Origin of the sequence: Mycobacterium sp. TY815, from assembly GCF_030755135.1 — a bacterium.
Taxonomy (GTDB): domain Bacteria; phylum Actinomycetota; class Actinomycetes; order Mycobacteriales; family Mycobacteriaceae; genus Mycobacterium.
In genome coordinates this window covers 4143082-4169680 of sequence record NZ_JAUFRX010000001.1, presented here as the reverse complement: position 1 = coordinate 4169680, position 26599 = coordinate 4143082, and the positions used below count along the sequence as shown (strand labels likewise).

The 26599-nt window shown below is 67.0% G+C and carries 21 protein-coding genes; 11 read left to right on the top strand and 10 right to left on the bottom strand.

Going from position 1 to position 26599, the window contains the following annotated elements; genetic code table 11:
• The first annotated feature begins 83 nt into the window (after window positions 1–83).
• Both QXK92_RS18080 and QXK92_RS18075 read left to right on the top strand, forming a co-directional pair.
• Window positions 84–971, top strand: a complete 888-nt coding sequence (locus QXK92_RS18080; protein WP_306243459.1) for an SDR family NAD(P)-dependent oxidoreductase — start codon at window positions 84–86, stop codon at window positions 969–971.
• The gene (locus tag QXK92_RS18075) at window positions 968–2530 is read left to right on the top strand and encodes an AMP-binding protein (protein ID WP_306243457.1); all 1563 of its coding nucleotides are present in this window, start codon (window positions 968–970) and stop codon (window positions 2528–2530) included. Before QXK92_RS18080 ends, QXK92_RS18075 begins: the two co-directional genes overlap by 4 nt.
• Before the next feature lie 10 nt (window positions 2531–2540).
• Here the strand turns inward: QXK92_RS18075 and QXK92_RS18070 are convergent, their stop codons facing one another.
• The 6 genes from QXK92_RS18070 to QXK92_RS18045 form a co-directional block, all read right to left on the bottom strand.
• Complete coding sequence (locus QXK92_RS18070; RefSeq protein WP_306243455.1) at window positions 2541–3908, bottom strand: HNH endonuclease signature motif containing protein; 1368 nt, start codon at window positions 3906–3908, stop codon at window positions 2541–2543.
• Window positions 3909–4123: 215 nt separating this feature from the next.
• The gene (locus QXK92_RS18065; RefSeq protein WP_306243453.1) at window positions 4124–8947 is read right to left on the bottom strand and encodes a cation-translocating P-type ATPase; all 4824 of its coding nucleotides are present in this window, start codon (window positions 8945–8947) and stop codon (window positions 4124–4126) included.
• An 85-nt stretch (window positions 8948–9032) separates the two neighbouring features.
• On the bottom strand, window positions 9033–9407 hold the full coding sequence (locus QXK92_RS18060) for a hypothetical protein (protein ID WP_306243451.1): 375 nt from the start codon (window positions 9405–9407) through the stop codon (window positions 9033–9035).
• Window positions 9408–9492: 85 nt separating this feature from the next.
• The gene (locus QXK92_RS18055) at window positions 9493–9717 is read right to left on the bottom strand and encodes a hypothetical protein (protein ID WP_055576021.1); all 225 of its coding nucleotides are present in this window, start codon (window positions 9715–9717) and stop codon (window positions 9493–9495) included.
• Between the two features lie 41 nt (window positions 9718–9758).
• Window positions 9759–10469 (bottom strand): hypothetical protein, encoded by a 711-nt coding sequence (locus QXK92_RS18050; RefSeq protein ID WP_306243449.1) that lies wholly within the window; start codon window positions 10467–10469, stop codon window positions 9759–9761.
• Window positions 10470–10471: 2 nt separating this feature from the next.
• Complete coding sequence (locus QXK92_RS18045; protein ID WP_306243448.1) at window positions 10472–12157, bottom strand: multicopper oxidase family protein; 1686 nt, start codon at window positions 12155–12157, stop codon at window positions 10472–10474.
• A 232-nt stretch (window positions 12158–12389) separates the two neighbouring features.
• Between QXK92_RS18045 and QXK92_RS18040 the strand changes: the two genes are divergently transcribed.
• The 3 genes from QXK92_RS18040 to QXK92_RS18030 all read left to right on the top strand — a co-directional run bounded on the left by QXK92_RS18040 (window position 12390) and on the right by QXK92_RS18030 (window position 14395).
• Window positions 12390–12956, top strand: a complete 567-nt coding sequence (locus QXK92_RS18040) for a hypothetical protein (protein ID WP_306243446.1) — start codon at window positions 12390–12392, stop codon at window positions 12954–12956.
• Between the two features lie 103 nt (window positions 12957–13059).
• Complete coding sequence (locus QXK92_RS18035) at window positions 13060–13920, top strand: rhomboid family intramembrane serine protease (protein WP_306243444.1); 861 nt, start codon at window positions 13060–13062, stop codon at window positions 13918–13920.
• A 13-nt stretch (window positions 13921–13933) separates the two neighbouring features.
• A complete protein-coding gene (locus QXK92_RS18030; RefSeq protein WP_306243442.1) occupies window positions 13934–14395 on the top strand; it encodes an SRPBCC family protein in 462 nt (153 codons plus the stop codon).
• A gap of 6 nt (window positions 14396–14401) precedes the next feature.
• Here the strand turns inward: QXK92_RS18030 and QXK92_RS18025 are convergent, their stop codons facing one another.
• From QXK92_RS18025 to QXK92_RS18010, 4 genes are read right to left on the bottom strand one after another with little or no spacing between them, the layout of a single operon-like run.
• Window positions 14402–15172: an SDR family NAD(P)-dependent oxidoreductase gene (locus QXK92_RS18025; RefSeq protein ID WP_306243441.1), complete on the bottom strand. Its 771-nt coding sequence runs from the start codon at window positions 15170–15172 to the stop codon at window positions 14402–14404.
• 1 nt (window position 15173) lies between these two features.
• On the bottom strand, window positions 15174–16757 hold the full coding sequence (locus QXK92_RS18020; protein WP_306243438.1) for an AMP-binding protein: 1584 nt from the start codon (window positions 16755–16757) through the stop codon (window positions 15174–15176).
• Window positions 16750–17484, bottom strand: coding sequence for a GntR family transcriptional regulator (locus QXK92_RS18015; protein ID WP_306243436.1), 735 nt, complete (start codon window positions 17482–17484; stop codon window positions 16750–16752). Before QXK92_RS18015 ends, QXK92_RS18020 begins: the two co-directional genes overlap by 8 nt.
• Window positions 17485–17493: 9 nt before the next feature.
• Complete coding sequence (locus QXK92_RS18010) at window positions 17494–19101, bottom strand: SMP-30/gluconolactonase/LRE family protein (RefSeq protein ID WP_306243434.1); 1608 nt, start codon at window positions 19099–19101, stop codon at window positions 17494–17496.
• Between the two features lie 116 nt (window positions 19102–19217).
• Here QXK92_RS18010 and QXK92_RS18005 point away from each other — a divergent pair, with 116 nt between their 5' ends.
• Genes QXK92_RS18005 through QXK92_RS17980 form a run of 6 tightly spaced genes read left to right on the top strand, consistent with a single transcriptional unit; the run spans window position 19218 to window position 26588 of the window.
• On the top strand, window positions 19218–20081 hold the full coding sequence (locus QXK92_RS18005) for an SDR family NAD(P)-dependent oxidoreductase (RefSeq protein WP_306243431.1): 864 nt from the start codon (window positions 19218–19220) through the stop codon (window positions 20079–20081).
• An 11-nt stretch (window positions 20082–20092) separates the two neighbouring features.
• Window positions 20093–21454: an aromatic ring-hydroxylating dioxygenase subunit alpha gene (locus QXK92_RS18000; RefSeq protein ID WP_306243429.1), complete on the top strand. Its 1362-nt coding sequence runs from the start codon at window positions 20093–20095 to the stop codon at window positions 21452–21454.
• Entirely contained in the window at window positions 21451–22629 is a 1179-nt protein-coding gene (locus QXK92_RS17995) for an LLM class flavin-dependent oxidoreductase (RefSeq protein ID WP_306243428.1), read from the top strand. The genes QXK92_RS18000 and QXK92_RS17995 overlap by 4 nt, the downstream gene beginning before the upstream one ends.
• Window positions 22626–24464, top strand: a complete 1839-nt coding sequence (locus tag QXK92_RS17990) for an NAD(P)/FAD-dependent oxidoreductase (protein WP_306243426.1) — start codon at window positions 22626–22628, stop codon at window positions 24462–24464. Before QXK92_RS17995 ends, QXK92_RS17990 begins: the two co-directional genes overlap by 4 nt.
• Window positions 24461–25396, top strand: a complete 936-nt coding sequence (locus tag QXK92_RS17985) for an SDR family NAD(P)-dependent oxidoreductase (RefSeq protein ID WP_306243424.1) — start codon at window positions 24461–24463, stop codon at window positions 25394–25396. Before QXK92_RS17990 ends, QXK92_RS17985 begins: the two co-directional genes overlap by 4 nt.
• A complete protein-coding gene (locus QXK92_RS17980) occupies window positions 25389–26588 on the top strand; it encodes a CaiB/BaiF CoA-transferase family protein (RefSeq protein ID WP_306243422.1) in 1200 nt (399 codons plus the stop codon). The genes QXK92_RS17985 and QXK92_RS17980 overlap by 8 nt, the downstream gene beginning before the upstream one ends.
• Window positions 26589–26599 lie beyond the last annotated feature (11 nt).

The window sequence follows — 26599 nt, the reverse complement described above, 5'->3', positions numbered from 1 at the left end:
GTGGGTCATAACTATGTTTCGATGGTTCCCGATGGGTCGAAAGTTACCGAGGGATTGCAGCCGATGAATGGGGATTGCAGCCGATGAATCTTGTCTTGCAGGCGATTGATTCGGCTGCCAGCAGGTTGGCGAACCCGGCGCGCGAATCTGACCCCGACAAGCTGCGCGACGCGGTTTCCGGCAGGACTGTGCTGGTCACCGGCGCGTCCTATGGCATCGGCGAGGCGACGGCACGCAAGCTGGCCGCCGCCGGCGCGACCGTCTTGATCGTTGCCCGTTCCGCCGAACGCCTCGAGGACGTCGCGGCGTCGATCAACACCGGCGGGGGACGGGCGGTTGTCTATCCGACCGATCTCAGCGACGAGGCCGCAGTCAGCGAGTTGACCAAGCAGATCAACGAGAACCACGGCCCGCTCGACATCATCGTGAGCAACGCCGGGAAGTCACTGCGCCGCTCACTGCACGAGCAGTACGACCGTCCGCACGACTTTCAGCGCACCATCGACATCAACTATCTGGGACCGATCTGGCTGCTGCTCGGGTTGCTGCCGGCGATGCGCGAGAACGGCCGGGGGCACCTGGTCAACGTGTCGAGCGTCGGCGTGCGGGTGGTGCCGGGACCGCAGTGGGGTGCCTACCAGGCTTCCAAAGGGGCCTTCGACCGGTGGTTGCGCAGCGTGGCGCCGGAGTTGCATGCGGACGGCATCGACGTGTCGACGATCTACTTCGCGCTGGTCCGCACCCGGATGATCGAACCGACGCCGCTGCTCGGCCGGCTGCCGGGGCTCACGCCCGACGAGGCCGCCGACGCCGTCGCCAAAGTCATTATCGAGCGGCCCCGCACGAATGAACCGCCCTGGGTGTGGCCGGCCGAGATCGCCTCGGTCCTGTTGGCCGGGCCCGCCGAACATGCGGCCCGGCTGTGGTACAGCCGGTTCTTCGCCGACTCCGGCAAGGACGCTCGGTCGTGACGGAGAGCGTAGTCGCGACGACGGCGCGCGCGGCGCTCTCGTCGGGTCTGCTGGGCCCTCCGGGGCCCGCGGCGGCGCTGCGCTTGGCCCGCGAAATCTGCCGGGGCGGAACGAATCTCTTCACACTGTTGGCGGTGTCGGCGGCGCGCTGGCCGCAGCGCACCGCGATCATCGACGAGGACGGAGCGCTCAGCTACCAGCAGCTGCAGTCGATGACCGAGGCGATGGCGGTGGAGTTGCTCGACGCCGGCGTGCGGTCCGGCCAGCCGGTCGGGGTGATGTGCCGCAATGGGCGGAACTTTGTGACCGCGGTTTTCGCCACGGCGCTGATCGGTGCCGACGTGGTGTTGGTGAACACCGAGTTCCGCTCCGATGCGCTGGCGGGCGCCCTTGCGGCACACCAGATCCGAACGATGTTCTGCGACGACGAGTTCACCGCTCAGATTCAGGAGACCAACGAGACCATCCGGATCATCGACCCTGCCGCCGTCGAACCGCGACTGGAAGTGCCGCGGCCCCGGGTGGCTCCGTCGGGCCGGATGGTGTTGCTGACCTCGGGGACCACCGGGATCCCCAAGGGAGTGCCGCGTACGCCTCATCTGAGTTCGGGGGTCGGCGTCAGCATGACCATCCTGGCCCGCACCGGCCTGCGGGTCGGATCGCGAATCTCCTTGGCAGCACCGATGTTTCACGGTCTGGGATTCGGCATCCTGATGATGGCGATCGCGTTGGGCGGCACCGTGCTGACCCGCCGCCGTTTCGATGCCGAGGCTACGCTGGCCCAGGCATCGTTGCACCGCGCCGAGGCGATGAGCGCGGTGCCGATCATGTTGGCGCGCATGCTGGATCTGCCGCAGCAGGTACGGGCACGAAACCCGTTGTCCTCCTTACGTGTTGTCATCTCCAGCGGTGACCGGCTGGACCCCGGCCTGGCGCGCCGGTTTATGGACGCCTACGGTGATGTGCTCTACAACCTGTACGGTTCCACCGAGGTCGGCATCGGATCGCTGGCGACACCCCGGGAGTTGCGCCGTTTTCCGGAGACGGTGGGCAGGCCCGTCGCGGGGTGCCCGGTGCGCATTTACAACCGCAATGGCCGCCCCGTCGGGCCGCGGGTTACCGGCCGGATCTTCGTCGGTGGGGGGCTGGCGTCGGACGGCTATACCGGTGGTGGCGCGAAGGCCGTCATCGACGGGATGAGCAGTACCGGGGACATGGGTTACCTCGACGAGGCCGGCCGCCTGTACATCGTGGGCCGCGAAGACGACATGATCGTCTCCGGCGGAGAGAACGTCTATCCGCGCGCGCTCGAGAATGCCCTGTCCGGGCATCCCGACGTGGCCGAGAATGCGGTCGTCGGTGTCGACGATGAGCAGTTCGGCAAGCGCTTGGTCGCGTTCGTCGTGTTGCGGGAGGACAGTGCAGCCAACGAGCCGGTTCTTCGGGAATACCTGAGGGGCAAGGTTTCCCGCTTCGAGCAGCCCAGGGACATCAACATCGTCGAGAGCATCCCGCGTAACCCGGCGGGCAAGGTGGTGCGCCGGGAGCTGTCCGGCTAGCTGATCCGTCTCATCCGGGTTCGCCGCCGTCACCATCGGATTCCGGAGGTATCCGGTGCATGCAGTTTGTTCGGGGCCGCCCGAAGTCTAGGTGTTTGGGTGGGATCCATTCGGCGATGCCGTGGATGTTGCGGCGGGTGGTGTATTTGTGGAGTTCGACGAGGCGGTTGTCTGGTGGGCAGGCGAGTGCTAGTTCGTCGATGTGGGTGCGGCGGGTGTTGATCCAGCCTTCGAGGTGGTGGACCTGGGTCCAGTAGCCGGGCACGGTGCAGCCGGGGCGGGTGCAGCCGCGGTCTCTGGCCAGCAGGGTCAGGCGTTGTTCGGGGGAGGCCAGGCGTTTGCCGTGGTAGAGGGCCAGGGTCTTGTCTTTGTCGAAGATGGCCAGGTAGTGGTGTGCTGGCGAGGCCAGGCGCAGGACGTCGGACATGGGTAGCAGGGTGCCTCCGGCGGTCAGGGCTCGTCCGGCGCCGGCTTCGAGTTCAGCCAGGGTGGTGGTGACGACGATGGTGGTGGGTAGCCCGTGGTGTCGGCCCAAGGTTTTGCTTTCCAGCAGCGTGCGCAGTCCGGTGTTCAGGGCGTCGTGGGTGCGTTGGGCGTGGGTGCGGGTGTCGCGGTCGACCGCGTCGGCGGGCGCTTTGCCGTCGGTGACGGGGTGTTCGTCGTCGGGGTTGCACATGCCGGGGGCGCCGAGTTTGGCGACGACGGGTTCCAGGGTGGCGCGCAGTTCGGGGGTGATCAGCCCGCGGATCTGCGACATGCCGTCGGGTTGTTGGGCACCGAGGGTGATGCCGCGTGATCGGGCGCGTTGCTCGTCGGCGAAGTCACCGTCGGGCACCAGGTAGTTGTGCAGAAGCTTGGCGTAGTCGGCTAATTCGTCGGGCCGGTATCCGGCGGCGGCTTTGCCGGCGAGGTCGGCTTCGGCCTGGTCCCGATCAGCGGCATCGACAGTGTTCGGCAATTTCTTGAAGAACGTGCGGATCTGCTTGACATGCCCGGCCCCGACGAGGCCGCGGCGTTGGGCGGCGGCGGTGGCCGGCAGCAGCGGCGGTAAGGGTTCGCCGGTCAGGGCGCGGCGTGGGCCGAGTTCGGCGGCATCGGCGATGCGCCGGTCGGCGTCGTTTTTGACGATCCGCAGTCGATCGGCCAGCGCCTGGCCCAGCGTACCGCCCAACTCGGCCGCAGTGGCCTGTGCGGCAAGCTGATTGATCAGCACGTTGCTGGCCACCGGGATGCGTCGGCACTGCACTTCCAGCTCGCCCAACGTCGTGATCAACTCGGGGCTGGTCAACCCATCCGCGGTGAGGTCCAGCAGCCGCGACACCGACTCGCCAAGCGCGCCCAGCGACTCGGCCCAGTCGTCCCGCGTGCTGCAACTCATACTCGAATTGTATTGCGGGGCACTGACATCTAGGCCCGCATGCCCGAGGGACTTCCGCGGATCAACGGGGGCGCCAAAGCGAATCTAGATCAGAATACGACCGCTGGATCGTGGTCAGGAAAACCCGCCGGTTGCTGCAGGACACGTCGAGCGCCGGAGTGGCGGTTGTTCATTCGAGTTCTGCTGAACCGCAGCGGCGCAACTAATTTCGCGGGCTACTCCGAGTCCTCGGATTCCGGCGCCGGTTGCACCGCGCCGACCGCCTTGTTCAGCCAATGCGGCGCCAGCACCGAGATCGCTGTCGTTCCCGCCGTGGCGCCGATGACGCCCGACCAGGCCACCGGTCCCAGTGGTGTGCAACCGAAGAACTGACTCAGCACCGGCGTTTGGATGATGCCCACCAGCACGCCGGCGCTGCCCAGCGCCGTCGCCACCACCAGCGGGCTGTGGCTTCGGGTCATCAGGGTCTGCGTCAGCTGCGAGGTCACCAGTGCGGTCAAACCCATTGTCGCGGTTCGCCTCTCGCTGCCCGGCGTCCAGCGACCGATGGCCCAGGCGGTTGTCGCGCCGGCAGCGGTAATGACCCCGCGGTTGACGATCTGGCGCATCAGCGGCTCGTCGAGGGACGGGGCCGGCTGGGTCAGCAGTTGGCGCTGCAGCGCCCAGCGGGCCTCCTCGATCTGCTCCGCGGTGAGTTCCTCGTCGTCTTCGGGGTCGTCGTACTGGGACGTGACGGCGACAGCCAGGGCGGGGAACATGTCGGTGAGCAGGTTCACCAGCAACAGCTGCCGGGTCCCCACCGGTGCCCGGCCCTGCCCGAACGCGGTCCCCAGGATGGTGAACAACACCTCGCCGACGTTGCCGCCAACCAGAATGGTGACCGCATCGCGAACGCCGGCCCACATGTTGCGGCCCTCCACGAGCGCGTCGATCAGCACGCCCAGGTCGTCGTCGGTGAGCACGATGTCGGCCGCTCCCCGGGCGGCCGAGGAACCGCGACCGCTGACCCCGATCCCGACGTCGGCCATCCGGATGGCGGCGGCGTCGTTGGCGCCGTCGCCGACCATGGCGGTCACCCGGCCGGCGCGTTGCAGCGCCGCGACGATCTGCACCTTCTGCTCGGGGCTGACCCGCGCGAACACCTGGACGTCGGACGCCAGTTTGGTGTGCCCCTCGGCGTCGATGCTGGCGAACTCGGCGCCGGTCACCACCCGAACGTCCTCGGGCAGGCCCAGCTGACGGGCGATCGCACGTGCGGTGATGGGGTGGTCACCGGTGATCAGCACCACGTTGCGCTCGGCTTCCACCAGCGCCTCGATCAGCGGGCGGGCCGACGGTCGGGCGGTGTCGGCCAGTCCGACGTAACCGATCAGCTCCAGGTCGTGCGCGGCGGCGTCGACGGCGTCGGAATCGGTGTCGCCGTCGGTGGTGGGGAGTTCCCAGGGGCGCCGCGCGACCGCGAGCACCCGCAAACCCTGGGCGGCGAGGCTGTCCACCAGCGCCTCGGACTCGGGGGCGACGGATCGGCAGCGCGGCAGGATGGTCTCCGGCGCGCCCTTGAGCATCAGCACGGGCGCCGCGTCGTCGGGCTCCGAACCGATGGAGGCGGCGTAGCCGCGGCTGGATTCGAAGGGCACCTCCGCGAGGATGGTCCACGGCGAATCACCCTCGCCATCAAGGGAACTCGCGGCCGTGATGATCGCCTCGTCGGTGGCGTGCGCGTGTCCCTCGCCGTCGTGCGGCTGCGTCGAGGCACGCGCGGCGGCACGCAGCACCGCGACGGCCTGCGGGTCGTCAGCCTCCGGGAACGGCCCTTCGGGGCCGATGCCCGTCGGTACCGAACGCACCACGCGCAGCCGGTTCTCGGTGAGGGTGCCGGTCTTGTCGAAACAGACGGTGTCCACCCGGCCCAGAGCCTCGATGGCGCGAGGAGACCGCACCAGGACGCCGCGTGTCGTCAGGCGCTGAGCGGCGGCGAGCTGCGACAGGGTCGCCACCAGCGGCAGACCTTCCGGGACCGCGGCGACCGCGATGGCGACGCCGTCGGCTACCGCCTGCCGCAACGATGTGCGGCGCAACAACGACAATCCGGTCACCGTCGCGCCGCCGGCCAGGGTAAGCGGCAGCACCTTACTGGTCAGCTCCCGCAGCCGGGCCTGCACGCCGGCCGACGTCTCGATGTCGGCCACCGCCGAGATCGCGCGTTGCGCCGCGGTGCCGACGCCGGTTGCGACGACGATCGCCCGCGCGCGTCCCGCGACGATCGTGCTGCCCTCGAACAGCATGCTCGCTCGTTCGGGGTCGTTGACGGCGACCGGATCCACCTGCTTGTCGACGGGCAGCGACTCCCCGGTGAGGAAGGACTCGTCGACTTCCAGGTCGTCGGCAACGAGAATCCTGGCGTCGGCCGGTACCACCTCGGGGGCGGCCAGGTCGATGACGTCTCCGGGCCGAAGCTTCTTGGCGGACACGGTTGCGGTGCGGGTGGCGTGCTGGGCGGCCTCCAGCCGGCGCCGGGTGGTCGCCACCGCGGGCACCACGACGCGGCGCACCAGCTGATCCTGCTCGGCGAAGAGTTCCGCGGCCGCCGCCTCGGCCCGAAGCCGTTGCACGCCGCCGGTTATCGCGTTGACCGCCATGACTCCCGCGACCAGCAGCGCATCGACATTGCTGCCTACGATGGCCGATGCCGCCGCACCCACCGCCAGGATCGGAGTCAGCGGATCGCGCAACTCCACACGGGTGGCGGCCGCCAGCCTTCCCAGGGTCTGAGCCGGGCCGCGCAACGGAGCCACCACCGGTTCGTAGGACAAGTCGTCGAGCCGCCGGCGCCAGGTCGGGGTGTCGGACTCGATCGCCAGCGGACGCGACCCGCCGGCGAGGCGCGAGTAGACGATTTCGGGGTCCAGCGCGTGCCAGGCCGTCAACGGCTGCGGCGTGGGGTCGGGCAGCCGCAATACCCGCGCGGCCGACAGCACCCCGCCCAGCAGTGCCGTGGCCGCCGCGGCATTGACCGGATTGAGCCAGCGCCGGAAGGACGCCGGATTGCTGGTTCTGCCGTCCTCACCGGTGACCAGCAACAGCCCCGCCAGCGTGGTGCCGCCCTGGGCCAGGTGCACGGCGGATTCACTGGCGGCACGGGCCACCGGCAGTGCGGACAGGATCCGTACCGCGGCGGCCAGGTCGGTTCCGGTGATGATGTCGGCGGTCCACGGCGTGGCCGCGCGCGGGTCGTCCAGGGCGACTCCGACGTCGGCGATGGCCAGTGCGGCCAGCGTGTCGGTGGAAGCGAAATCGCGGTGCAGCGCGGTGATCAGCAGTACCGGTCCACGGTCGGCCCGCAACTCGCGGACCAGCTTGAGCAGCGGCGTGCCGGGGGGATGGGTGGAGCCGACACTGGCGGAAAGGTCTTCGGTGCCGGCCACGTGGCGCAGCACCACCCGGGCGCCGGTGCGGTGGGCGGTCTGCATCAGCGGTATTGCGAAGGGGTCGACTTCCCACCCCACGTCCACGCTGCCCACCCGGTCGCCGTCGTTGATCAGTTCCGCGTGCTCGAGCCCCTGCGCAGGCGTGGCCGACGGTCCTTGCGACCGAATCCATTTCAGCCGCGCACCGATGGCGGGCAGTTCGTCGGGGTCGGGTTCGGGTGCCTCCTCGCCGTGCAGCAACGCGTCGGCGACCTCGTAGACGCGGTCGTCGTCCCAGCCCGGCTCGTCGCCCTGGGCGCGCAGAACCGCGCGGTGGTCGCCGCGCAGCGCGGCGCCGTCGATGACCACCACTTGCACCCGGTCCAGGCGGCGTAGCGCACCCGGATCGAGCAGCAGCAGCCCGGCGTTGGCCAGGCCGCGGCCCAGGGTGGTCGCGAACGCCTCGCGACCGACGTGCGCGGCCTTGGGCACTCCGGCCAGGATTGCCTCGGCCGCCTCGGCGGCGCCGCCGCCGGCGAACAGTGCGCCCGCCGCGGCGATCACCGAGCCGCTCGCGGCCTGGTCTACGTAGTTCTCGATCGGGCCTTTCATGGAGCCCTTGCCGGTGTCGATCGCGGCGTCGATGGCACCGTCCACCACGACGTGCGAGGCTTCACCCGCGGCGGCGGCGGCCCAGTTGTGCCGGGGGGTGTGCTCGTCCGCGGCTGACGAGAGGATGGGAACCACCGGCGCCTGCGGCCGGGCGGGCGAGGCGAGTTCGGGTTCCCGTTCCCGCCAACGCTGCCGGTGCGCCGCGGCTTCGGACAACTGCAGCCCGCGTTGCGTGAGATTCAGCAGCGGGGTACCGACCGACTGGCTCAGTCCGTACGCAAGCGCCGTCGAACCGCTGAGGGCGATGTCGGTTCCGACGCGGCCCAGCCGGGACTCCAGCACGGCCACCACTCGCGGCTGATAGTTCATCAGCGCGGCAGCGGCCCGCGCGCTGCGCGGTGCCACGGGCAACCGGGTGAACCAGCCGGTGACGGCGGCGCCGACCGCGACGGCATCCATCGCCGCGGCCGTCAGTGGCACCAGAATCGCCAGCGGATTGCCCGGGTCCGCGAACGGTGCGGAATGTGGTGTGGGGCCGGTTTCGGCGGCGGTGAGGTCGGCGGCCACCGCCGCCGCCGTCTCGCGCACCTCGTCAAGGACGTCGTCGGCGTCGGCGTCCGGGGCGATTTCGATGACCAACCGGCCCAGGGCGCCTTCGACGTGGGCCTTGTCCACCCCGGCGATCCGGCGGACCGGCTCCTCGATCACCGGAGCGTATTCGTGCCAGCGGGGGAAAGGCAGCAGCGGATCGAGGTCCAGATGGACCCGTCTGCCGCTGTGCCAGCGCACCGGAGGAGTGACGGGTTCCGGGGCTCCGTTGACCGCGCCCCCGAGGCCGATCGCGCGGCCGGTGTTGCTGGCAACTGCCTGCACCACCGGCCCCACCAGGTCTGTTACCGGGCTCGTCAGATTCTGGACCGCTTCAACTGCACCCGCCGCCCCGTTGACCCCTGCCTGTAGCGCCTGAACTGCTCCACCGGTGAGAGTGCCGACAAGGTCGGCCACACCCGGTATCTTCATCCGTCACCCTTCGATCACGCCTATCGCGCCAATCCTCCCGGCGCCTCGAGGACCTGTCCACACGGCCCGGCGCAAAGCCGCTGGTTTACCGGGTGAGCGGCAAGCCAAACGCGGCGAACAGCGTCGGATCGAGGAAGACGGTCATCGCTGCGATCCCGGGTGTCCCAGCCCGGGAATCGCAGGTGAGGACCTGGATGGAATGGGCTGCCATGATGTTATCGGCGTTACGCCGGTATTCGGCGACCGCGGGCTGTGCGTTGGCGTGCGTCGGCATCATCACCAGATCGCCCGGAGCCCCCAAGGCACGGCGGGCCAGGAAGGCCACCACGTCATCGCGGCCGGTAAACCACTCCGGCATCGGCGGCATCTCGAGCCGGATGTCGTCGTGCAGCACCGAGGTCAGGGCGGCGATGTCGGCGTGCCGACGCCCGATCCGATAATCCCAACGATCAACGGCCACCGCGGAGTTGAATTGTGCAATAAGGAAATTGCGCGGTGGCCCCGGAGTGGCCACGCGTAGAAACAGGGGACTCGGGAAATCCGCCCTACAAATATCGGTGATTAGCCCGGCCGACGTGGTACCCGGCCGGGAACGACTTCTCGATGACCTGGAGATGGTGGTCCACCCTGGACTCCAGCTCAAGGACTACGCAGCCGTCGCCGACCGCCTTGGATTCGAGAACGATGTACCGCTGGCCGCCGTCGGTGATCGGGTCACCTGAATGCAAATTCTCGACGGGCACCAATTCGGGGGTTCCGTGTGACTCCACATTTGTCACAGTAGGTCAACTAGGCAGGCGAGGAAATAGCATCAAGAGCCGGGCGGACCGTCCGGTTCGAGGTGCACTTCCGGCGGCAGCGGCAGCGGGGTGGGGGGCAATCCGCCCCCGAAAGATGCCTGGCGCACGCCGACGACAAGCGTCAATACGTACGTAGGCGGGGTGTCAGGCGGAAAGCCCAGCACCCTCACGTCCTGGGGAATCGGGTCGGGCCGCAGGCAGATGGTCGCCAGCCCTCTGCCCGCCCAGTAATCGTCCTCGGGTCCCGGCAGCAGCCGGTAGTCGAAAATGGTGATGGTCGAACTGCCGATCACCCGCTTCTCGAACGGGATGTAGACACCCGGCAACTCGTAGGGATTTGCTGATTCCCGATAGCGGTTCTGGTTGGGGACGGTCCGCTGACCCTCCAGCTGGACGGCCACCCGTTGATGTCTGGGCGGACCGTCCGGGTACCAGGAACCGCTGATCTCGGCCCAGTCCCAGCCTGGACTGGGCTGACAATCGGGCTCGCCATAAGGAATCCAGTGGATGGGATCGCTGGGCAGCTGCACTTCCAGCAGGGCGCCCTTGGGGATGAGCTGGGGAACCCAGGTGCGGTTCCACCAACTCAGATTGTCCCGATGCTGTTGGTTGAAGCTGTACCGCCCTTGGTTCTCCATGGGTTGCTGAGACGGCTCAGCGGTGGCAACGCCGATAGCCGACAACGCCGCCAGGGTGAGCACGACAAACAGTGGACGGCGCATCGTCACTCCATGTCGTGGTGTTCGTGGTGTTCGTGCTGTCCAGGCGGGTCGATCTTCAGCAGGCCCATCATTCCTCGGTCCTCGTGCGGCAGGATGTGACAGTGGTAGACGGTCGTGCCCGTCACGTCCGGGCGGAAGTACATCCGCAGCGTGTAGCGGCCGAACGGCGGTAGGCGGAAGGTGTCCCACCACACGTCCGGCTCGGTCTGCCAACTCGTGTCGCCGTCCGGGATCCCGTGGATGTCGACGACCTGAAACGGGTTGACATGAATATGAATTGGGTGCTGGAAGACGTCTTCATTGATGAGCGTCCACTCTTCGATCGTGCCGGCCTCCACCTCGGCGTCGACCCGGTGGTGATCGAACTCCTGGCCGTCGATGAGGAATTGCACTCCCATTCCGGTCCGGCCGGTGATGTCCCCGGAGAAGACCATGGTGCGGCGCCGGGTCACCGGGAGGTTCGGCATCCGCGGCGGTTCGACCAGAGTCGTGGGCATGCGGCTGGTGGTCGAGGCGCCGCGTACCACCAGCGTGCCCAACGGCATTGACGGGCGGGGGCCGCCGGGGTGGCCCTGGTCGTAGGCCGCGGCGTAGACCCGGTAGCGGCCGGGCTCGCCGCCTTTGACGATAAACTCGGCCCGGTTGCCCGCGGCCAGCATGATGTTCTGTCGAGTTCTGGGCGCGGGATAAGGCGTTCCGTCCGTGCCGATCTGGTGCAGGGCGTGGCCTTCCACGTGCAACCAGATCGACCGGTGCGGGCACGCATTGAGCACTCGCCAGCGCTGCGCCTCGCCCGGTTTGATGCTGATATCCGGCAGAATCTGGCCGTTGAGCGGAAAGTACATCGACGACGGCACCGCGGGGATCGATTCGAACGGTGCGTGACCCGCCATCGGAACCACCACGGCAAAAGGCACCTCGGCGCTGTCGTCGGCGATCCACATCTCGTTGATGACGATGGTGCGCTCCCGCATCTCGGCGATCTCCGGTATCGCGTCGATGTCGCCTTCGACGATGATCGGGCCGCACAGCCCGTTCCACAGCTGGTGCGCTGTCGCCGTGTGGAAGTGGGGGTGATACCAGTGCAGACCTGTCGGCTGGTTCGCCGGGATGTTGTAGCTGTACTGGTGGTCTTGCAGCGGGCCCAGTTGCAGGCCGACGTTGTCACCCGGATCTTCCGGAGACACCTGCAAACCGTGGGTGTGCAGGTTGGTGTCAATCAGCTCCTGGACGATCGTTTGTCTTCTCTCCCAACGATTCCAGAAATCGTGCATGCAGGCACGCCGGGTGTCGTACCGCGGATCGTTGGACTTCGACGCGCAATAGGGCACCATGAACGCGTTGTTGGTCGGAATGCCCACCGGGACGATGCGGTTCTTCAGCAGAATCCGGAGGTTGTCGCCTTGGCGTATACGCAAGATCGGTCCGGGGAATTGCCCGTTGTACGTCTCCAGCGTCACCTGACGGCCACCCAGCTCGACGGGATTGGTCACCACCTCCAGCGTGTAGTCCAGCACGCCGTTTTCGCTGCGAACAGCATCCAGATCGCGAAGTTCTTCAGCCCCGGCCCGTGCCGGAGCGGCACTTCGCATCAGGCCCGCGCCGGCGGTCGCCGCCGCCAGCGCCAGGAATGTTCTGCGGTCCACCGTGCTTTCGCGCAACCGGCGCCGGATCAGAGCAGAATCCATTATGAATCCTTGGTTCACTGAGGACGTCGCGCAGAGCGTAACCTACGGTGCCGGTGCAAAGAACCCTGAAATATTTTTCCGTGTTATCGGCTCGGTGAGGCGGGCCATCGCCGACCATTCTTTTGAAATATCGTTCGCGTCAATATGCAGCCTGGTGTAGGCGGTTGAGAAACCTCGAAGTGTGCCGAGAAGGCCTAGTCCACAACGCAGGTGGGGCGTAGAGTCTCCCGTCATGATCGGGCGCCGCGAATGGATCGCGATCGTTTGCGTGGTTTGCGCCGCGTTCAACTCACCACTGTTCCTCGCGGTGGCATCGGCCGACCCGCATAATCCGCACACCGTGACATATACCGTCAAGGTCGACGCGCCCATTTCCGGTGCGCGGGTAATTTACATGGTCAACGACACCTATACGGCGACCGCTCCGCTGAGCGCTACCGGTCGCGAATTCACCACCAACACGATGCTCGCCGATTCGGCCAAAGCGGGCATGCAGGTGAGCATTCCGCCACCGTTTTCCGGAAATGTGCACTGCGAGATCAACGTAGACGGTCAGACCGCAACATTGGTCGATCAATTCGTGGCATCTTCGGTGGGTAATGGCGACGGGGATCCGAATTCCTATGGCGTTTTGGGCTGCGGCGCCTCCCCGCTTCCGGTGCCGCTCTGGTGGGCAAAGCTGTGCGACGCTTGGTGGTGTACCGACACTTCCTATCCGTCCGACGCTCGTGACCGGGCTCGCGTCGATGCGACCCGGGACTCCGACCCTGACCGCAGTCCCAGCTACCCGCGCCGCTAGACCGATTCAACGCTGAGCCCGTCTTCCCTGTAATCCGTTGCGGTACAACGGCAATACCTACCCCGCCGATTTCTCGGCGGGCAGTGGCTAAGGTGGGTAGGCGATGGAAACACACGAGACGCGGTCGCCGGCCGAAGCGCCGACCTGCTACCGGCACCCCGGCCGCCAGACGTATGTCCACTGCACCCGGTGCGAGCGGCCGATCTGTGGTGACTGCATGCGCAGCGCCGCCGTCGGCCATCAGTGTGTGGAGTGCGTGCAGGCCGGCGCCCGGACCATCAGGCCGGAGCGGACACGCTTCGGCGGTCGGGAACGCTCCGGTATGCCGGTCATCACCATCGCGCTGATCGCCGTCAACGTGCTGGCGTTCGTCGCCGAGATGGCGATCCCGGACGTGCAACGGCAATTCGCGCTGTGGCCGCCCGCGGTCGCCGACGGCCAGTACTACCGCCTGGTGACGTCGGCGTTCCTGCACTACGGACCCACCCATCTGCTGCTGAACATGTGGGCGCTGTACGTCGTGGGGCCGCCACTGGAAATGTGGCTGGGCAGACTGCGATTCGGCGGACTGTATGCGTTGAGCGGCCTCGGCGGTTCGGTGCTGGTCTATCTGTTGTCCCCGCTCAATACGGCGACGGCGGGCGCGTCGGGGGCGGTGTTCGGCCTGTTCGCCGCGACATTCGTGGTGGCCAAGCGGCTCACCCTCGACGTCCGCTGGGTGGTCGCGGTGATCGTGTTCAACCTCGTCTTCACGTTCGTGGTGCCCCTGGTGAGCTCGCAGCAGATCAGCTGGCAGGGACACGTGGGCGGATTGGTCGCGGGTGCGGTGGTTTCGGCGGCATACGTCTATGCGCCCCGGCAGCGACGGGATCTCATCCAGGCGGCGGCGACGGTCGCGATGGTGGTTCTCTTCGGGGTGTTGGTGTGGTGGCGCACGGCGTCGCTCCTTGCCCAGTTCACCTGACGGGGGAGTCGGCATGACCTGGTGGATCGCTCGCGCGGAACGAACATTGACCGAACAGGTGCCCGCACCGCCTGATCAGGTTCGCGACTACTACGTCGACCTGGACAACATCAGGCTGGTGCACCCGCTGATCGTGTCGGTCGAGCTGTTGTCCCGTACCGAGACGCCGGACGGCTACCGGGTGAGCTATGAAGTGGTGGACCGGATTCCGCTGGGGCCGGTCGCGATAAAGGTGACCTACCGGGCCCGGCTCTACGTCCCGGTCAGCGGCGACGTGCAGACCGAAGCCGACCAGTCGCCCGGCGTGCGGCTGCGCGCGACGGTGAGTTTCGAGCCGATCGACGGTGGCACCCGGGTCACCGAACGGATCCGGTTCGCCGCGCCCCGGCCGCTGGCCGCGTTCACCGTCCGCGAGGCCGTCAAGGCACACGCCAAGATGCTTTACGGTATCCGGCATCACTTCGAAATGCGTTGATGCCGTTCAGGTCTTCCACTCGGAGTTCAACGCCCGCTCGGAAAGGTACCTGGTGGCGCTCCACCCGCCGTCGACGACGATGGTCTGGCCGTTGATGAAGGCACCACCGGGCGAGCAGAGGAACGCCACCGTGCCGGCGACGTCGTCGACGGTGCCCAGCCGCTGGTGCGGTGTCATCTCGACGTTGATCCGCCGGAACCGCTCGTCAGCCAGCCGGTGTTCGGTCATGGCCGTCTGAATGACGCCGGGAGCCACTGCGTTGCAGCGTATTCCCTGCGCCCCGTACTGGCAGGCGATGTGCGTGGTCATCGCGGTGAGCCCGCCCTTGGCGGCCGAGTAGGCCCCGCCGCGCATGCCGCCCACCACCGCGAACGTCGACGTGATGTTGACGATCCCCGAGCCGGGCCGCAGCTGCGGCAGCACCTCACGCACCAACCGGAACGGCGCGCGCAGCATCAAAGCCAGGAAATGGTCCAGGGATTCGTCATCGGTCTCGTGCAGAGGCTGGGGGCTGCCGATCCCGGCGGCGTTGACCAGGAAATCGACGCGGCCCCACTGGGAGATGGCGGCATCGACGATCCGGCGAGGTGCGTCGTCGTCGACGAGGTCGACCGCCACGGTAGCCACCCGTTCGGGGTCGCCGATCGCCGCTGTCAATTGGGCCAGTTTCGCCTCGTCCCGTCCCGTCCCCAACACGGCCATTCCCGACTCGGCAAGCTTTGCCGCGCAACCGAATCCGATGCCTCCGGTGGCGCCCGTCACGATCGCTACCTGCATGTCAGTGCTCCGCCTCCGTCAGCGCCGCCTTGATCTGATGCTTGAGCACCTTCCCCGCGTCGTTCTTCGGCAAGTCGTCCCAGATGACCACTTGCTCGGGAGCTTTGAAGCGCGCGACGCCGGACGCCCCCAGAAAATCCGACAGGCTCGCCACATCCGGTCCCGGCGCAGCCCGCGGAACGACGACGGCGCACGCGCGCTCGCCGGTGCGTTCGTCGGGTAGCCCGACGATGGCGACCTCGGCGATGCCGGGATGGCCGGCCAGGACGTCCTCGACTTCCTTCGGCGAAATATTCTCGCCGTTTCGGATGATGATGTCCTTCGCGCGGCCGGTGACCACGAGGTATTCGTCGTCCACCCAGTGCGCCAGATCACCGGTGCGAAAGTAGCCGTCGGCGTCGAAGGATTCGTCTTCGTCCTCCGGATGCAGGTAGCCCACCAGCATCTGCGGCCCCCGCACGCGGATCTCCCCGTCCACCAATTTCACGTCGGCAATGCCGGGCCGCCCGTCGGTGCCGGCCGCGTGGTCGCGATTGCCCGGCGAACCGACCGTGGTCACCGGAACCTCCGTCGACCCGTACACCCGGGTGACGACGGCAGAGTCGAAATATGCTGCGGCCTTGCTGATCAAGGTCGGCGACACGGACGCCCCACCGCAGATGAAGACCTTGAGGTCGGGCAACCGGGTAGGCACCTTTTCGGCCGCCGAGAGCAGTTGATCGAGGAATGGTGTCGCGCCGGCCATATGGGTGCAACGTTCCGCGACCATGAGCCGCACCGCCTCGTCGGCGTCCCAGCGTTCGATCAGCACAGCGGTGACACCCAGCAGCAGCGGGGCCTCGAAGGCGTAGATCGAGCCGCCGATATGCGCGATCGGTGAGGCCACCAGGAACACGTCCCCCGGCTCCACCAGCCAGTGCCCGCCGATCTGGCGGAGCAGCGCATGGATCGAATTATGGCTGTGCAGAACCCCTTTCGGTCGACCGGTGGTTCCCGAGGTGTACAGGATCATGCGTACGGCGTCGGGATCGGGCGCGGGCAGCGGCATGGGGGGCGAAACCAGTGAGTCGAACGGGATCTGACCCGCTTCGCAATCTCCACGCACCACAACGACATCCGGCCGCGACGTCAGCTCCGCTGTCACCCTGTGCAGCATCGCCGCGAAGTCATGGCGCCCGAATGCCGACGGAATGAACACCATCCGGCTGCCCGCGTCTTCGAGGATGAAGCGGAGTTCACGGTCCCGCAAAGACGGCAGGATCGGGTTGGCCACCATGCCCGCGAGCGTGCTGGCCAGGTAGATCACCGCGGCCTCGTGCCAGTTGGGCAGCATGAACGACACCACGCTGCCCGGCGGAACCCGCGACCGCAGGACGTGTGCGAGCGCCGTGGCCCGCCGGTGGAGGTCCGCACATGTCAGACGGTGCTCGCCGTCGACCAGTGCTACCCGCTCGGGTGTGCGCGCGGCGGCCTCCCGCAGGGCGTCCGCCACTGTGCCGTCGATCCAGAGTCCCTGCGCGTACGCCGCCGCGGCCCGCTCGTCGTCCCAACGGAGCCACCGCCCGTCGATCAGTTTCCTAACCACGGACACGCCGCATTGTCATCGAATGACGGAATCGCGACGCCGGGTGCGTGTTGATGGTCACCTGGGCCACCCGATCATCCGAAGCGCGGTAGGTGCGCTGAACCTGTAACGCGGGAGTGCCCGGCTCGGCGTCCAGGTCGGTCGCGAGGTCGGCGGACAGCAGCACTGCGCTGATCTCCTGGTGCACCTCAACGATGCTGAGCCCGAACAGGTCCTCGATCAAGGGAAAGATCGGCCCTTCGTGGCGCTGCAGCAGGCGGCCGACCGCCGCGAACTCCCGGTTGATGTAGTACTCCGTGCGACACAGCGTCGACTCGACGGCCTGGCGCGCCCCGCGAACCGACAGCCATTGCTCGCCGACGGCCAGGCCGGTGCGCGCGGCCAGGTCGTCATCGATGCTGACCATCGCGACGGACTCGATGGCGAACCGGGTACCGGACGCGAAATCGAGCAGGTCGTTGATCGACATGACATGCTGCACATAGGAATCCGCGGATGGCCGTGGCACGACGAGCGTTCCGGTACGCGGCCGGGATGACACCAGGTTGTCGTCACGCAGCCTGCGCAGCGCCTCCCTGACCGTGTAGCGACTGACCGCGAACCGCTCGCACAGTTCGTGCTCGGTCGGGAGTTGGGAGCCGACGGGATAAACCCCGTCCACGATCTCCTTGCGCAACGTGCGTGCCACCTGGAGGTAGCGATGGTCGGCCAGCTTCGCGTCAGACATTGTGGCCCTTCATCTTTCCCGGCGCAGCGCCAGCACGCTGCCCTCGGCGTCAGCGGAAACGTACAGCGTGCCGTCAGGTCCGGCGGCGATGCCGGCGAACGGTCCCTGCGGTCCGGAGAATGGTGGCATCCCGCGCAGCGGCTTGGGCACGACACCCGGAGGCGCGCCGACCGGCAGGTCCGCCGCGACGGTGACCCGGGTCCCGTCGTCCAGGTCGACGGCGACGAGTTCCTTTGCCGCGGCGTCGACCACGAATACCTGCCGATCGAGAACGACCAGCCCCTGTGGCCGTTGCAGTCCCTCGATCACCGGCCGGGTGTCACCGAGCCTGACTACTCGCCCCGCCCCGGCCTCGGACACCAGGCAGGACCCCTCGGGAGTGACGGCCACGCCGACGGGTTCGTGCAGACCCGCGGCCAGCACCTCCACCTCACCCGAGCGGATCCCCACCACCCGGCCCGCGCCGAGCTCGGCCGCCACGATCCCGCCGTCGGCGGTGACGTCGACACCATAAAGCTGGTCGAAACCCTGTGCCAGCACTTGGCTTTCGCTGCCCGTCGGCCGGTAGCGGGCGATCTCTCCGTTCGAGGTGGTGACGATGAACTCGCCGCATCCGGCGGCCGCCAGTCCGCGCAGAAATCCGGGGTAGCCCGGACTGAAGAGCATTCCGGCGGTGCGCAGCGTGCCGTCTGCGAGCAGCGTGTAGCAGTATGTCCCGTCGGCGATGTAGAGGTTGCCGTCGGCACCGAACGCCAGGTCCAATGGCCAGTTGAGCCCGCCGTCCAGCACCGTCCGGGTCTGGCCGTCCCGGAAAATCTCGGTGATCTCCCCGGTGAAATTCGAGACGAACAACCGGTCGTCGGCGAAGGTCAGGTTGTCCAGTCCTGGAGTGAGCTGCGCCAACATCTGCTGCCGCCCGGTGCGCGGGTCGATGCGCAGCACCTGGCCGCTGTGGACCTGCGTCGACACGAGGAAGCCCTCGGAGTCGAACTTGACCGCGTCGGGCACGCCGAGATCACCCGCCACCCGTTGTGGCTCACTACCATCGGGGTCGATACGCCAGATCTCATTGGCTCCCATCACCGGGAAGTACAAGTACCCGTCCGGGCCCACCTCCATGGCGTTCGGTGACGGCACGTTCTCCAGTAGCACCGTGGGGGCGCCGCCGCTCCGGTCGAGTTCCACCAGGCGACCCCCCGCGCGGCATTCGCCGATGAACACCCGGCCGTGGTGGACGGTGATGCCGTTGGCAGACGGCAGATCGTCGCGCAGCACCCGGGTGCGGCCCGCGGTGTCGCGGACGCTCACCCGTCCGTCCATCACCTCGGTCGCATAGAGGTTGCCGTCAGGGTCGAACGCCACGTCATCGGGGGCGATGATGTCGCCACCCTTGGCGCTCACGGTGTCGAGGTGACCGGTGCGCAGGTCGAGCGCGCTGATCTGGCTGCCGGTGACCTGCGCGATGTAGATCCGGCCATCGGGTCCGGTGCGCAAACCGTTCGCCCCGAACAGCCGGCTGGGCTCGGTGAGCCGCGTCAGGGTCCAGCCTGCGGCGAGAGTCGCAGGCCGTGCGGCGCTGTAACGAGCAGCGTTCACCGGTCGGACGATAGCAATCATTGCCTGGTCCAGACAATAGCGACCAGCGTGAACACGACCGGCCTTGACGGGCGGGCTGCTACGAGAGAATCATGCTCTCTAATGGATGCACGTCATTATCATGTCCGGACAATTGAATGAGCTCGGCGCTGCTGGGCCTTGCCGGGCGGGTCATCGTGGTGGCCGGAGCCGCGGGCGGCGGTATCGGCACCACGGTGACGCGCATGGTCGCGGAAGCCGGCGCGACCGTGGTCGCGGTCAGTCGTGGTCGCGACAATCTCGATCGACACATCACGCCGCTGGTGGACGAAGGATTGGCGGTGGTTCCGGTTGCCGCCGACGTGTCCACCGATGCCGGGGTGGCTGCGGTCATGGAGGCCGCCACCCGTGCCGACGGACAGCTCTATGGTCTGGTCAACGTCGCCGGTGGCGCGGATCCCTCGACGTGGATGCCGTCCACCCGGGTGACGCGCAGCGACTGGCGCGAGTTGTTCACACAGAACCTGGAGACGATGTTCTTCACGAGTCAGGCCGTGGCCGCAGAACTCAAGCGCCGCAGGCTCCCCGGCTCCATCGTGTCGATTTCCTCGATCAGCGGGATGAACACCGCGCCCTTCCACATCGCCTACGGCACCGCCAAGGCCGCGATAGTCGCCGCGACCCGGACCATGGCCGCCGAGTTGGCGTATGACGATGGCGGACAGGCCATCCGGGTCAACGCCGTCGCGCCCGGCGTCACTGCGACGCCGGCATCGCAGACCTACACCGACGACGATCCGCACCGGGACCGCCGTGCCATCGCCATGGGTCGGCGTGGCCGCCCCGGCGAGGTGGCCGGTGCCGTCCTGTTCCTGCTGTCGGATCTGTCCACCTATGTCACCGGGCAGACGCTGCTGGTCGACGGCGGCCTGAACCTCAAATGGGGACATCTGGGAGCGGACAACACCTCGCTGTTCCTCAAGGACGACTCCTTCCGTGACGCGATCAAGCGGTGGGACTAGCAGGAGGTGAGATGGACGACGAATTGACGGCCCCGGTCACGATCGGCGTCGAGGCCTACCTTTCCGAGGACTATGCGCGCGCGGAACGGGACAGGTTGTGGCGCAGGGTATGGCAGCAGGTGGGCAGGGTGGAGGATCTGCCCAAGGTGGGCAGCTACCTGACCTACGACATCCTCGACGACTCGATCCTGGTGGTGCGGACCGGTCCTGACACTTTCAAGGCGCACCACAATGTGTGCGTACACCGCGGCCGCCGCCTGGTGGACACCCCCGCCGGCGCCAAAAATGCGTGCGGGCAGAAGAAATCATTCGTCTGCGGCTTCCACGGCTGGACCTACGGCCAGGACGGCAGCTGCATCCACATCCCCGAACGGGCCGACTGGCAGGGCGCGCTGACCCCGGAGAACACCCACCTGGGCATGGTCCACGTCGACACCTGGGGCGGCTGGATCTGGATCAACATGGACCCCGCAGCCGAGCCGTTGCGCGACTACCTCGAGCCGGCCGCGACCATGCTGGATCCGTTCAATCTGCAGGACATGCGCTGCAAGTGGCGAAAGTGGCTGCATTTCCAGTGCAATTGGAAGGTCGCGATGGAGGCCTTCAACGAGACCTACCACGTCGCGACCACACATCCCCAGTTCAACAAGTTCGGCAACTTCCGCGGCTGGGCGGCCGCGCACGGCAGGCACAGCAACATCGGTTACGACGCACCGAAGGATCTGGCCGAGACCAAATCCAAGATCCGGCTCGGCACCGGGGCGGACCCCCGCGTGTCCACCGCCGAAATGCAGCTCTACACGCTCGAGGAGACCAATGCGACCACCACCAGGACCTTGGTGGACGCGGCACTGCGACTCGTCGACGAGTTGCCGCAGGACGCGCCGGCCGACCGGGTGCTCGATCATTGGCTCACCTCGGCCCGCAACGACGACGCTGCGCGCGGCGTGATCTGGCCGGCCATCGATCCCGAGCACCTGGCCAGCAGCGGCACAGCCTGGCAGATCTTCCCGAATTTTCAGATCGGCCAGGGCCTGACCACCGCGTTGTGCTACAGCGCGCGGCCGCACGGCTACGACCCCGACCAGTGCATCTTTGAAGCCTCCTGCTACGAGCTGTACCCCGAAGGCGAAGAGCCGCAGACCGAATGGGTGTACGCACCGCCGGATGACCCGAACTGGCGCAGTGTGCTGCCGCAGGACTTCTCCAACATGGCCGCGGTGCAGCAAGGGATGAAGTCGCTCGGTTTCCGCGGGCCGAAGCCCAACCCCTACATGGAACGCAGCACCGCAAACCTGCACCGCAACCTCGCGCAGTACATGGGGACCGGCGCCCCGCAACCATTGGCAACAGAGACGGAGATACAACGATGAAGGTCAATCTCGGCTTCGGAGCGCACAACTCGCAGGACTGGGAGCGCGTGCTCGCCGAAGACTTCAGCCGGCCACCGGCCACGCCGGACTGGGAGTGCGTGCAGGGCACCCTGGCCATCGCCGATCTGGCCGAACCGCTCGGATTCGACGGCATCTGGATGCCGGAACACTGCGGGACACCGTATGGCATGACGCCCAACCCCATTCAGGCGTTGAGCTACTTCGCCGGCCGTACCGAGCAGATCAGCCTGGGCACCTTCGTCGTGGTGGCGCCGTGGTGGCATCCGGTCCGCCTGGCGCATCAGATCGCCTATCTCGACATCATCTCCAACGGCCGCTACGACACCATCGGGATCGGGCGTGGAGTGTCCAAGGGTGAGTTCGACGCCGTCGGCGTGCCGCGGGAGGAGAGCCGTCAGCGGTTCAACGAGACGTTGGACATCCTGCAACTGGCGCTCTCCGGTGAGCGGTTCTCCTATGAGGGAGAGATCTTCCGGGTACCGGAGATGTCGCTTCGGCCCGAGCCGCGCAGCACCGACCTGTTCTCCCGCATCTATAGCTCGTCCTCGACCGCGGAGTCACTGGAAATCCTCTCCCGGCGCGGCATGGTGCCGTTGTTCGTGGGAAACAAGCCCATCGAGGACGCCGGCCGGGAAGTGCAGCAGGTGAACATCTTCCGCAAGGAGGAGGGGCTGCCGCCGTGCCAGCCCAAGAACGTCATGTTCATGTACTGCGTCTCGGACGCCCGGAACGCCGCGAAATCGGAGGAATGGATCTGGACGGCCAACCGGGACGTGACGGTCCATTACGGCTTCGCCGACGCGTCGAACTTCAAGGGTGTCAAGGGATACGAGGCCTATGCGGCGCGGGAAGCCACCGCCACCGCGGTGCTGGCATCCTCGGTCACCACGGACGCCAAAGGTGCGCCGAAGACGCCGGGCTATCATGCCTCCAATCTGCTGATCGGCACGCCGGACGAGATCTATCACCGGATCGTCGCTGCCCAGGAGGCATGCTCGTTCGCCGAGCTGACCATCGTCCCGCAATTCGGCACCATGCCCTATGACGAGGCGATGGACAGCACTCGCTTGTTTGCCGAAGAGGTGCTGCCGGCCGTGCACGACATGGCGGCGCCACTGCATGCCGCGGCATTGCCGGAGAATGCGTTGGCATGACCGGCATTTCCGACTGCCCGCCGACCGCGACACCTGACGACATCGACCTGCCTGCGCTGCGTGAGAAGTACCGGCGGGAGCGCGAAAAACGGCTGCGCCCAGAAGGTTCCCGGCAGTACATCGAACTGGTGGACGAATTCGCCGGCTTCTACGAGATCGACCCGTACTCGCCCGATCTGGTCCGTGATCCGATCTCCGCCGACATCGACGTGGCGGTGCTCGGCGGGGGTTTCGGCGGCCTGCTGTGCGCCGCTCACCTGAAGAAGGCCGGTGTCGACGACGTCCGAATCATCGAACTGGGCGGCGACTTCGGTGGTGTGTGGTATTGGAACCGTTACCCCGGGCTGCAATGTGACAACGAATCATACTGCTACGTACCGCTTCTGGAAGAGCTGAATTTCATACCGAGTAAGAAGTTCGCTGACGGCACCGAGATCTACGAGCATTGCCGGCGCATCGGGAAGCATTACGGGCTTTACGATTCCGCGCTGTTCTCCACTCAGGTGCGGACACTGCACTGGGATGACGACATTCAGCGCTGGCGGGTCGGCACCAATCGTGACGACGATATCCGGGCACGGTTCGTGGTGGTCGCCTCGGGGCCGTTTCACCGACCGAAACTGCCGGGCATCCCAGGGATCAAGGACTTTCAGGGACACAGTTTCCACTCGTCGCGCTGGGACTACGGCTATACCGGCGGGGACGCCACCGGCGGGCTGACCGGTCTGAGCGACAAGCGGGTCGCCGTCGTGGGCACCGGGGCCACCGCCGTGCAGATCGTGCCGTTCCTGGGCCGATACGCCAAGCATCTCTACGTGTTTCAGCGCACCCCCTCTTCGGTTGGGGTGCGCAACAATACGCCGACCGATCCGGAATGGGCGAGGTCGCTGCGGCCGGGCTGGCAGAAGGAACGTCAGCGCAACTTCCATGCCTGGACGTTCGAGGGAATGGCGCTGGGGCAGCCCGACCTCGTCTGCGACTTCTGGACCGAGCTCGGCCGCAACACGGCCGCCCGGGTGCTCGCCCTGCCGGATCCGGCGTCCATGACCCCCGAGCAGTTCATGGACATCCGCGAGGAGGAAGACTACAAGCTGATGGAGCGGCTGCGCCGCCGGATCGAGGATATCGTCGACGACCCGGAGACCGCCGAGGCGCTCAAACCCTACTACCGCTTCCTGTGCAAACGACCGTGCACCAACGACGACTATCTGCCTACCTTCAACCGTCCGAATGTCACCCTGGTCGATGTCTCCGGCACCAAGGGCGTCGAGCGCGCGACGGCAAACGGGTTGGTGGCAAACGGGATCGAATACGAGGTCGACTGCATCATCTATGCGAGTGGATTCGAGATCACCACCGAACTCCGGCGCCGCTACTCGATGGAGACGATCGAAGGCCGAAACGGGCTGTCGCTGTTCGACCACTGGAGGGATGGTTACCGGACGTTGCACGGCATGACCAGCCGCGGGTTTCCGAACCAGTTCTTCACCGGCTTCACCCAGGTCGGCATCTCGGCGAACATCGCCGCCAACTACGAACTGCAGGGCGAGCACATCGCCTACGTCATTGCGGAAGCCCTGGCGCGCGGCGCGACGACGGTGGAACCCAGTCAGCAGGCGCAGGACGCGTGGTGCCGAACCATCCGGGAGACCGCAATCGACAACAGCCAATTCGATTCGGAATGCACGCCCGGTTATTACAACAACGAAGGTGGCGGCACCGAGGGAATCCGCTCACACCTCGGAGAACCGTACGGACCCGGCTTCTACGCCTTCGGCGACCTGCTCGCGCAGTGGCGCGCCGCGGGCGACCTGGACGGTCTCGAACTGCGATGACCGAACTGAGATTCGACGGCCGGGTCGCCGTGATCACCGGTGCTGGCAGAGGCCTCGGACGTGAATACGCCCTGATGCTGGCCGCCCGCGGCGCGAAGATCGTGGTGAACGACACCGGCGGCACGCTGACCGGTGACGGCACGAATGCCATACCGGCGCAGGAGGTTACGGCAGAGATCAGCGCGGCCGGCGGTACAGCGGTCAGCTGCGCCGAGTCGGTGACCACCCCGGCGGGCGGGCAGGCGATCATCCAAACGGCGCTCGATCACTTCGGGCGCGTCGACATCCTGATCCACAACGCAGGCAACGTCCGGCGCGGCTCGCTGAAGGAGCTGAGCTACGAGGACTTCGACGCCGTGCTCGACGTCCATCTGCGCGGCGCGTTTCATGTGGTGCGTCCCGCTTTCCCGCTGATGTGTGAAGCCGGCTATGGCCGTATCGTGCTGACCTCCTCGATCGGTGGTATTTACGGAAACCACGGCGTCGCCAGTTACGCCGCCGCCAAAGCCGGCCTCATCGGTCTGTCCAATGTCGTGGCGCTCGAAGGCGCGGCGGAGGGCGTGCTGTGCAACGTCATCGTGCCGTCCGCGGTGACGAGAATGGCCGAAGGACTCGATATTTCGGCCTATCCGCCGATGGGGGCCGAGTTGGTGGCGCCCGTGGTGGGGTTTCTCGCGCACGAGTCCTGCCCGATCAACGGTGAAGTGCTGATCGCCATCGCCGGCCGGGTGGCCCGCGCGGTGGCCGCCGAGACTCCGGGTGTGCAGCGGTTGGCCTGGACCATCGAGGATGTCGCCGAACAGCTCTATGCCGTGCGGGATCTCAGCGCGCCGCTGGTCTTCCCGGTGGTTCCGAACGGTCACGCCGACCACATCCGGTACAGCTTCGAGTCAGCGGCGTGGGCGATCAAGGAGAATGCCCACCATGTCTGACTCCAAGTCGCCGAAGTCCGGGCCGCTGGCGGGCGTGCGCGTCGTCGACCTCACCGCGATGGTGATGGGCCCCTACTGCACCCAGATCATGGCCGACATGGGTGCCGACGTCATCAAGATCGAACCCCCGCAGGGTGATGACACCCGCTACGTCTCGGTAGGGCCGGCACCCGGGATGAGCGGCGTCTTCGTCAATGTCAATCGCGGCAAACGCGCCATCACCCTGGATCTGAAGTCCGACGCCGGCCGGACCGCCCTGCATGCGCTGATCGAACGCGCCGACGTGTTCATCCACTCGATGCGGGCCGCGGCGATCGGGCGGCTCGGACTGAGCTACGCCGAGGTCGCCGCCCTCAACAGCGCGATCGTCTACACCAACTGCTACGGCTACAGCCGGCGCGGGCCGAAACGGGACCTGCCGGCCTACGACGACACCATCCAGGCCGCCTGCGGGTTGCCGTCCGTGCAGCAGCAGCTGACCGGTGAAGCCAGTTATGTGGGGACGATCGTGGCCGACAAGGTCGCCGGCCTGACGGCGCTCTACGCGACGATGATGGCGCTCTTCCATCGGGAACGCACCGGTGAGGGTCAGGAGGTGGAGATCGGCATGTTCGAGGCGATGGCCTCGTTCATGCTGGTCGAGCATGCCAACGGCGCCATGTTCGATCCGCCACTGGGTCCCGCCGTCTACCCCCGCACGGTGGCGCCCAACCGCCGGCCGTACCGCACCAGTGACGGCTACCTGTCGGCCCTGATCTACAACGACAAGCACTGGGCCGCGTTCACCGATGCCGTGCAGCCCGCCTGGGTCAGCGAGGATTACGCCACGCTGGAGGGCCGCGCCGGCCGGATCGACGCGATCTACGCATTGCTCGCCGAGACGTTCGCCCAGCGCACCACCGCGGAATGGCTGGACCTGCTCCGCGAGCTGGAGATACCGGCGTCAGCGCTGTCGTCTCCGGCCGAACTGTTCGATGACCCGCAGCTCGATGCCGTCGGGTTCTTCGAGACGGTGGACAGCCCACACGGCCCGGTACGGTTCCCGGGCGTGCCGACCTGGTTCTCCCGCACGCCCGGCGGCGTCTCGGGTCCCGCGCCGGGTTTGGGGGCACACACCTCCGAGGTGCTCGGAGAACTGGGCCTGAACTGCATCGATGCCGGTTTCGACAGCGGAGCCGCCGGATCGGCATAGGACCGTGACAT

What these genes read in the sequence shown, in the direction of transcription:
- QXK92_RS17990 (WP_306243426.1), top strand. Translation starts at nt 22,626, where the DNA reads ATGACCGGCATTTCCGACTGCCCGCCGACCGCGACACCTGACGACATC.
- QXK92_RS18080 (WP_306243459.1), top strand. Translation starts at nt 84, where the DNA reads ATGAATCTTGTCTTGCAGGCGATTGATTCGGCTGCCAGCAGGTTGGCG.
- QXK92_RS18030 (WP_306243442.1), top strand. Translation starts at nt 13,934, where the DNA reads ATGACCTGGTGGATCGCTCGCGCGGAACGAACATTGACCGAACAGGTG.
- QXK92_RS18025 (WP_306243441.1), bottom strand. Translation starts at nt 15,172, where the DNA reads ATGCAGGTAGCGATCGTGACGGGCGCCACCGGAGGCATCGGATTCGGT.
- QXK92_RS18015 (WP_306243436.1), bottom strand. Translation starts at nt 17,484, where the DNA reads ATGTCTGACGCGAAGCTGGCCGACCATCGCTACCTCCAGGTGGCACGC.
- QXK92_RS18035 (WP_306243444.1), top strand. Translation starts at nt 13,060, where the DNA reads ATGGAAACACACGAGACGCGGTCGCCGGCCGAAGCGCCGACCTGCTAC.
- QXK92_RS18010 (WP_306243434.1), bottom strand. Translation starts at nt 19,101, where the DNA reads ATGATTGCTATCGTCCGACCGGTGAACGCTGCTCGTTACAGCGCCGCA.
- QXK92_RS18000 (WP_306243429.1), top strand. Translation starts at nt 20,093, where the DNA reads ATGGACGACGAATTGACGGCCCCGGTCACGATCGGCGTCGAGGCCTAC.
- QXK92_RS18070 (WP_306243455.1), bottom strand. Translation starts at nt 3,908, where the DNA reads ATGAGTTGCAGCACGCGGGACGACTGGGCCGAGTCGCTGGGCGCGCTT.
- QXK92_RS18040 (WP_306243446.1), top strand. Translation starts at nt 12,390, where the DNA reads ATGATCGGGCGCCGCGAATGGATCGCGATCGTTTGCGTGGTTTGCGCC.
- QXK92_RS18065 (WP_306243453.1), bottom strand. Translation starts at nt 8,947, where the DNA reads ATGAAGATACCGGGTGTGGCCGACCTTGTCGGCACTCTCACCGGTGGA.
- QXK92_RS17985 (WP_306243424.1), top strand. Translation starts at nt 24,461, where the DNA reads ATGACCGAACTGAGATTCGACGGCCGGGTCGCCGTGATCACCGGTGCT.
- QXK92_RS17995 (WP_306243428.1), top strand. Translation starts at nt 21,451, where the DNA reads ATGAAGGTCAATCTCGGCTTCGGAGCGCACAACTCGCAGGACTGGGAG.
- QXK92_RS17980 (WP_306243422.1), top strand. Translation starts at nt 25,389, where the DNA reads ATGTCTGACTCCAAGTCGCCGAAGTCCGGGCCGCTGGCGGGCGTGCGC.
- QXK92_RS18050 (WP_306243449.1), bottom strand. Translation starts at nt 10,469, where the DNA reads ATGCGCCGTCCACTGTTTGTCGTGCTCACCCTGGCGGCGTTGTCGGCT.
- QXK92_RS18045 (WP_306243448.1), bottom strand. Translation starts at nt 12,157, where the DNA reads ATGGATTCTGCTCTGATCCGGCGCCGGTTGCGCGAAAGCACGGTGGAC.
- QXK92_RS18005 (WP_306243431.1), top strand. Translation starts at nt 19,218, where the DNA reads ATGAGCTCGGCGCTGCTGGGCCTTGCCGGGCGGGTCATCGTGGTGGCC.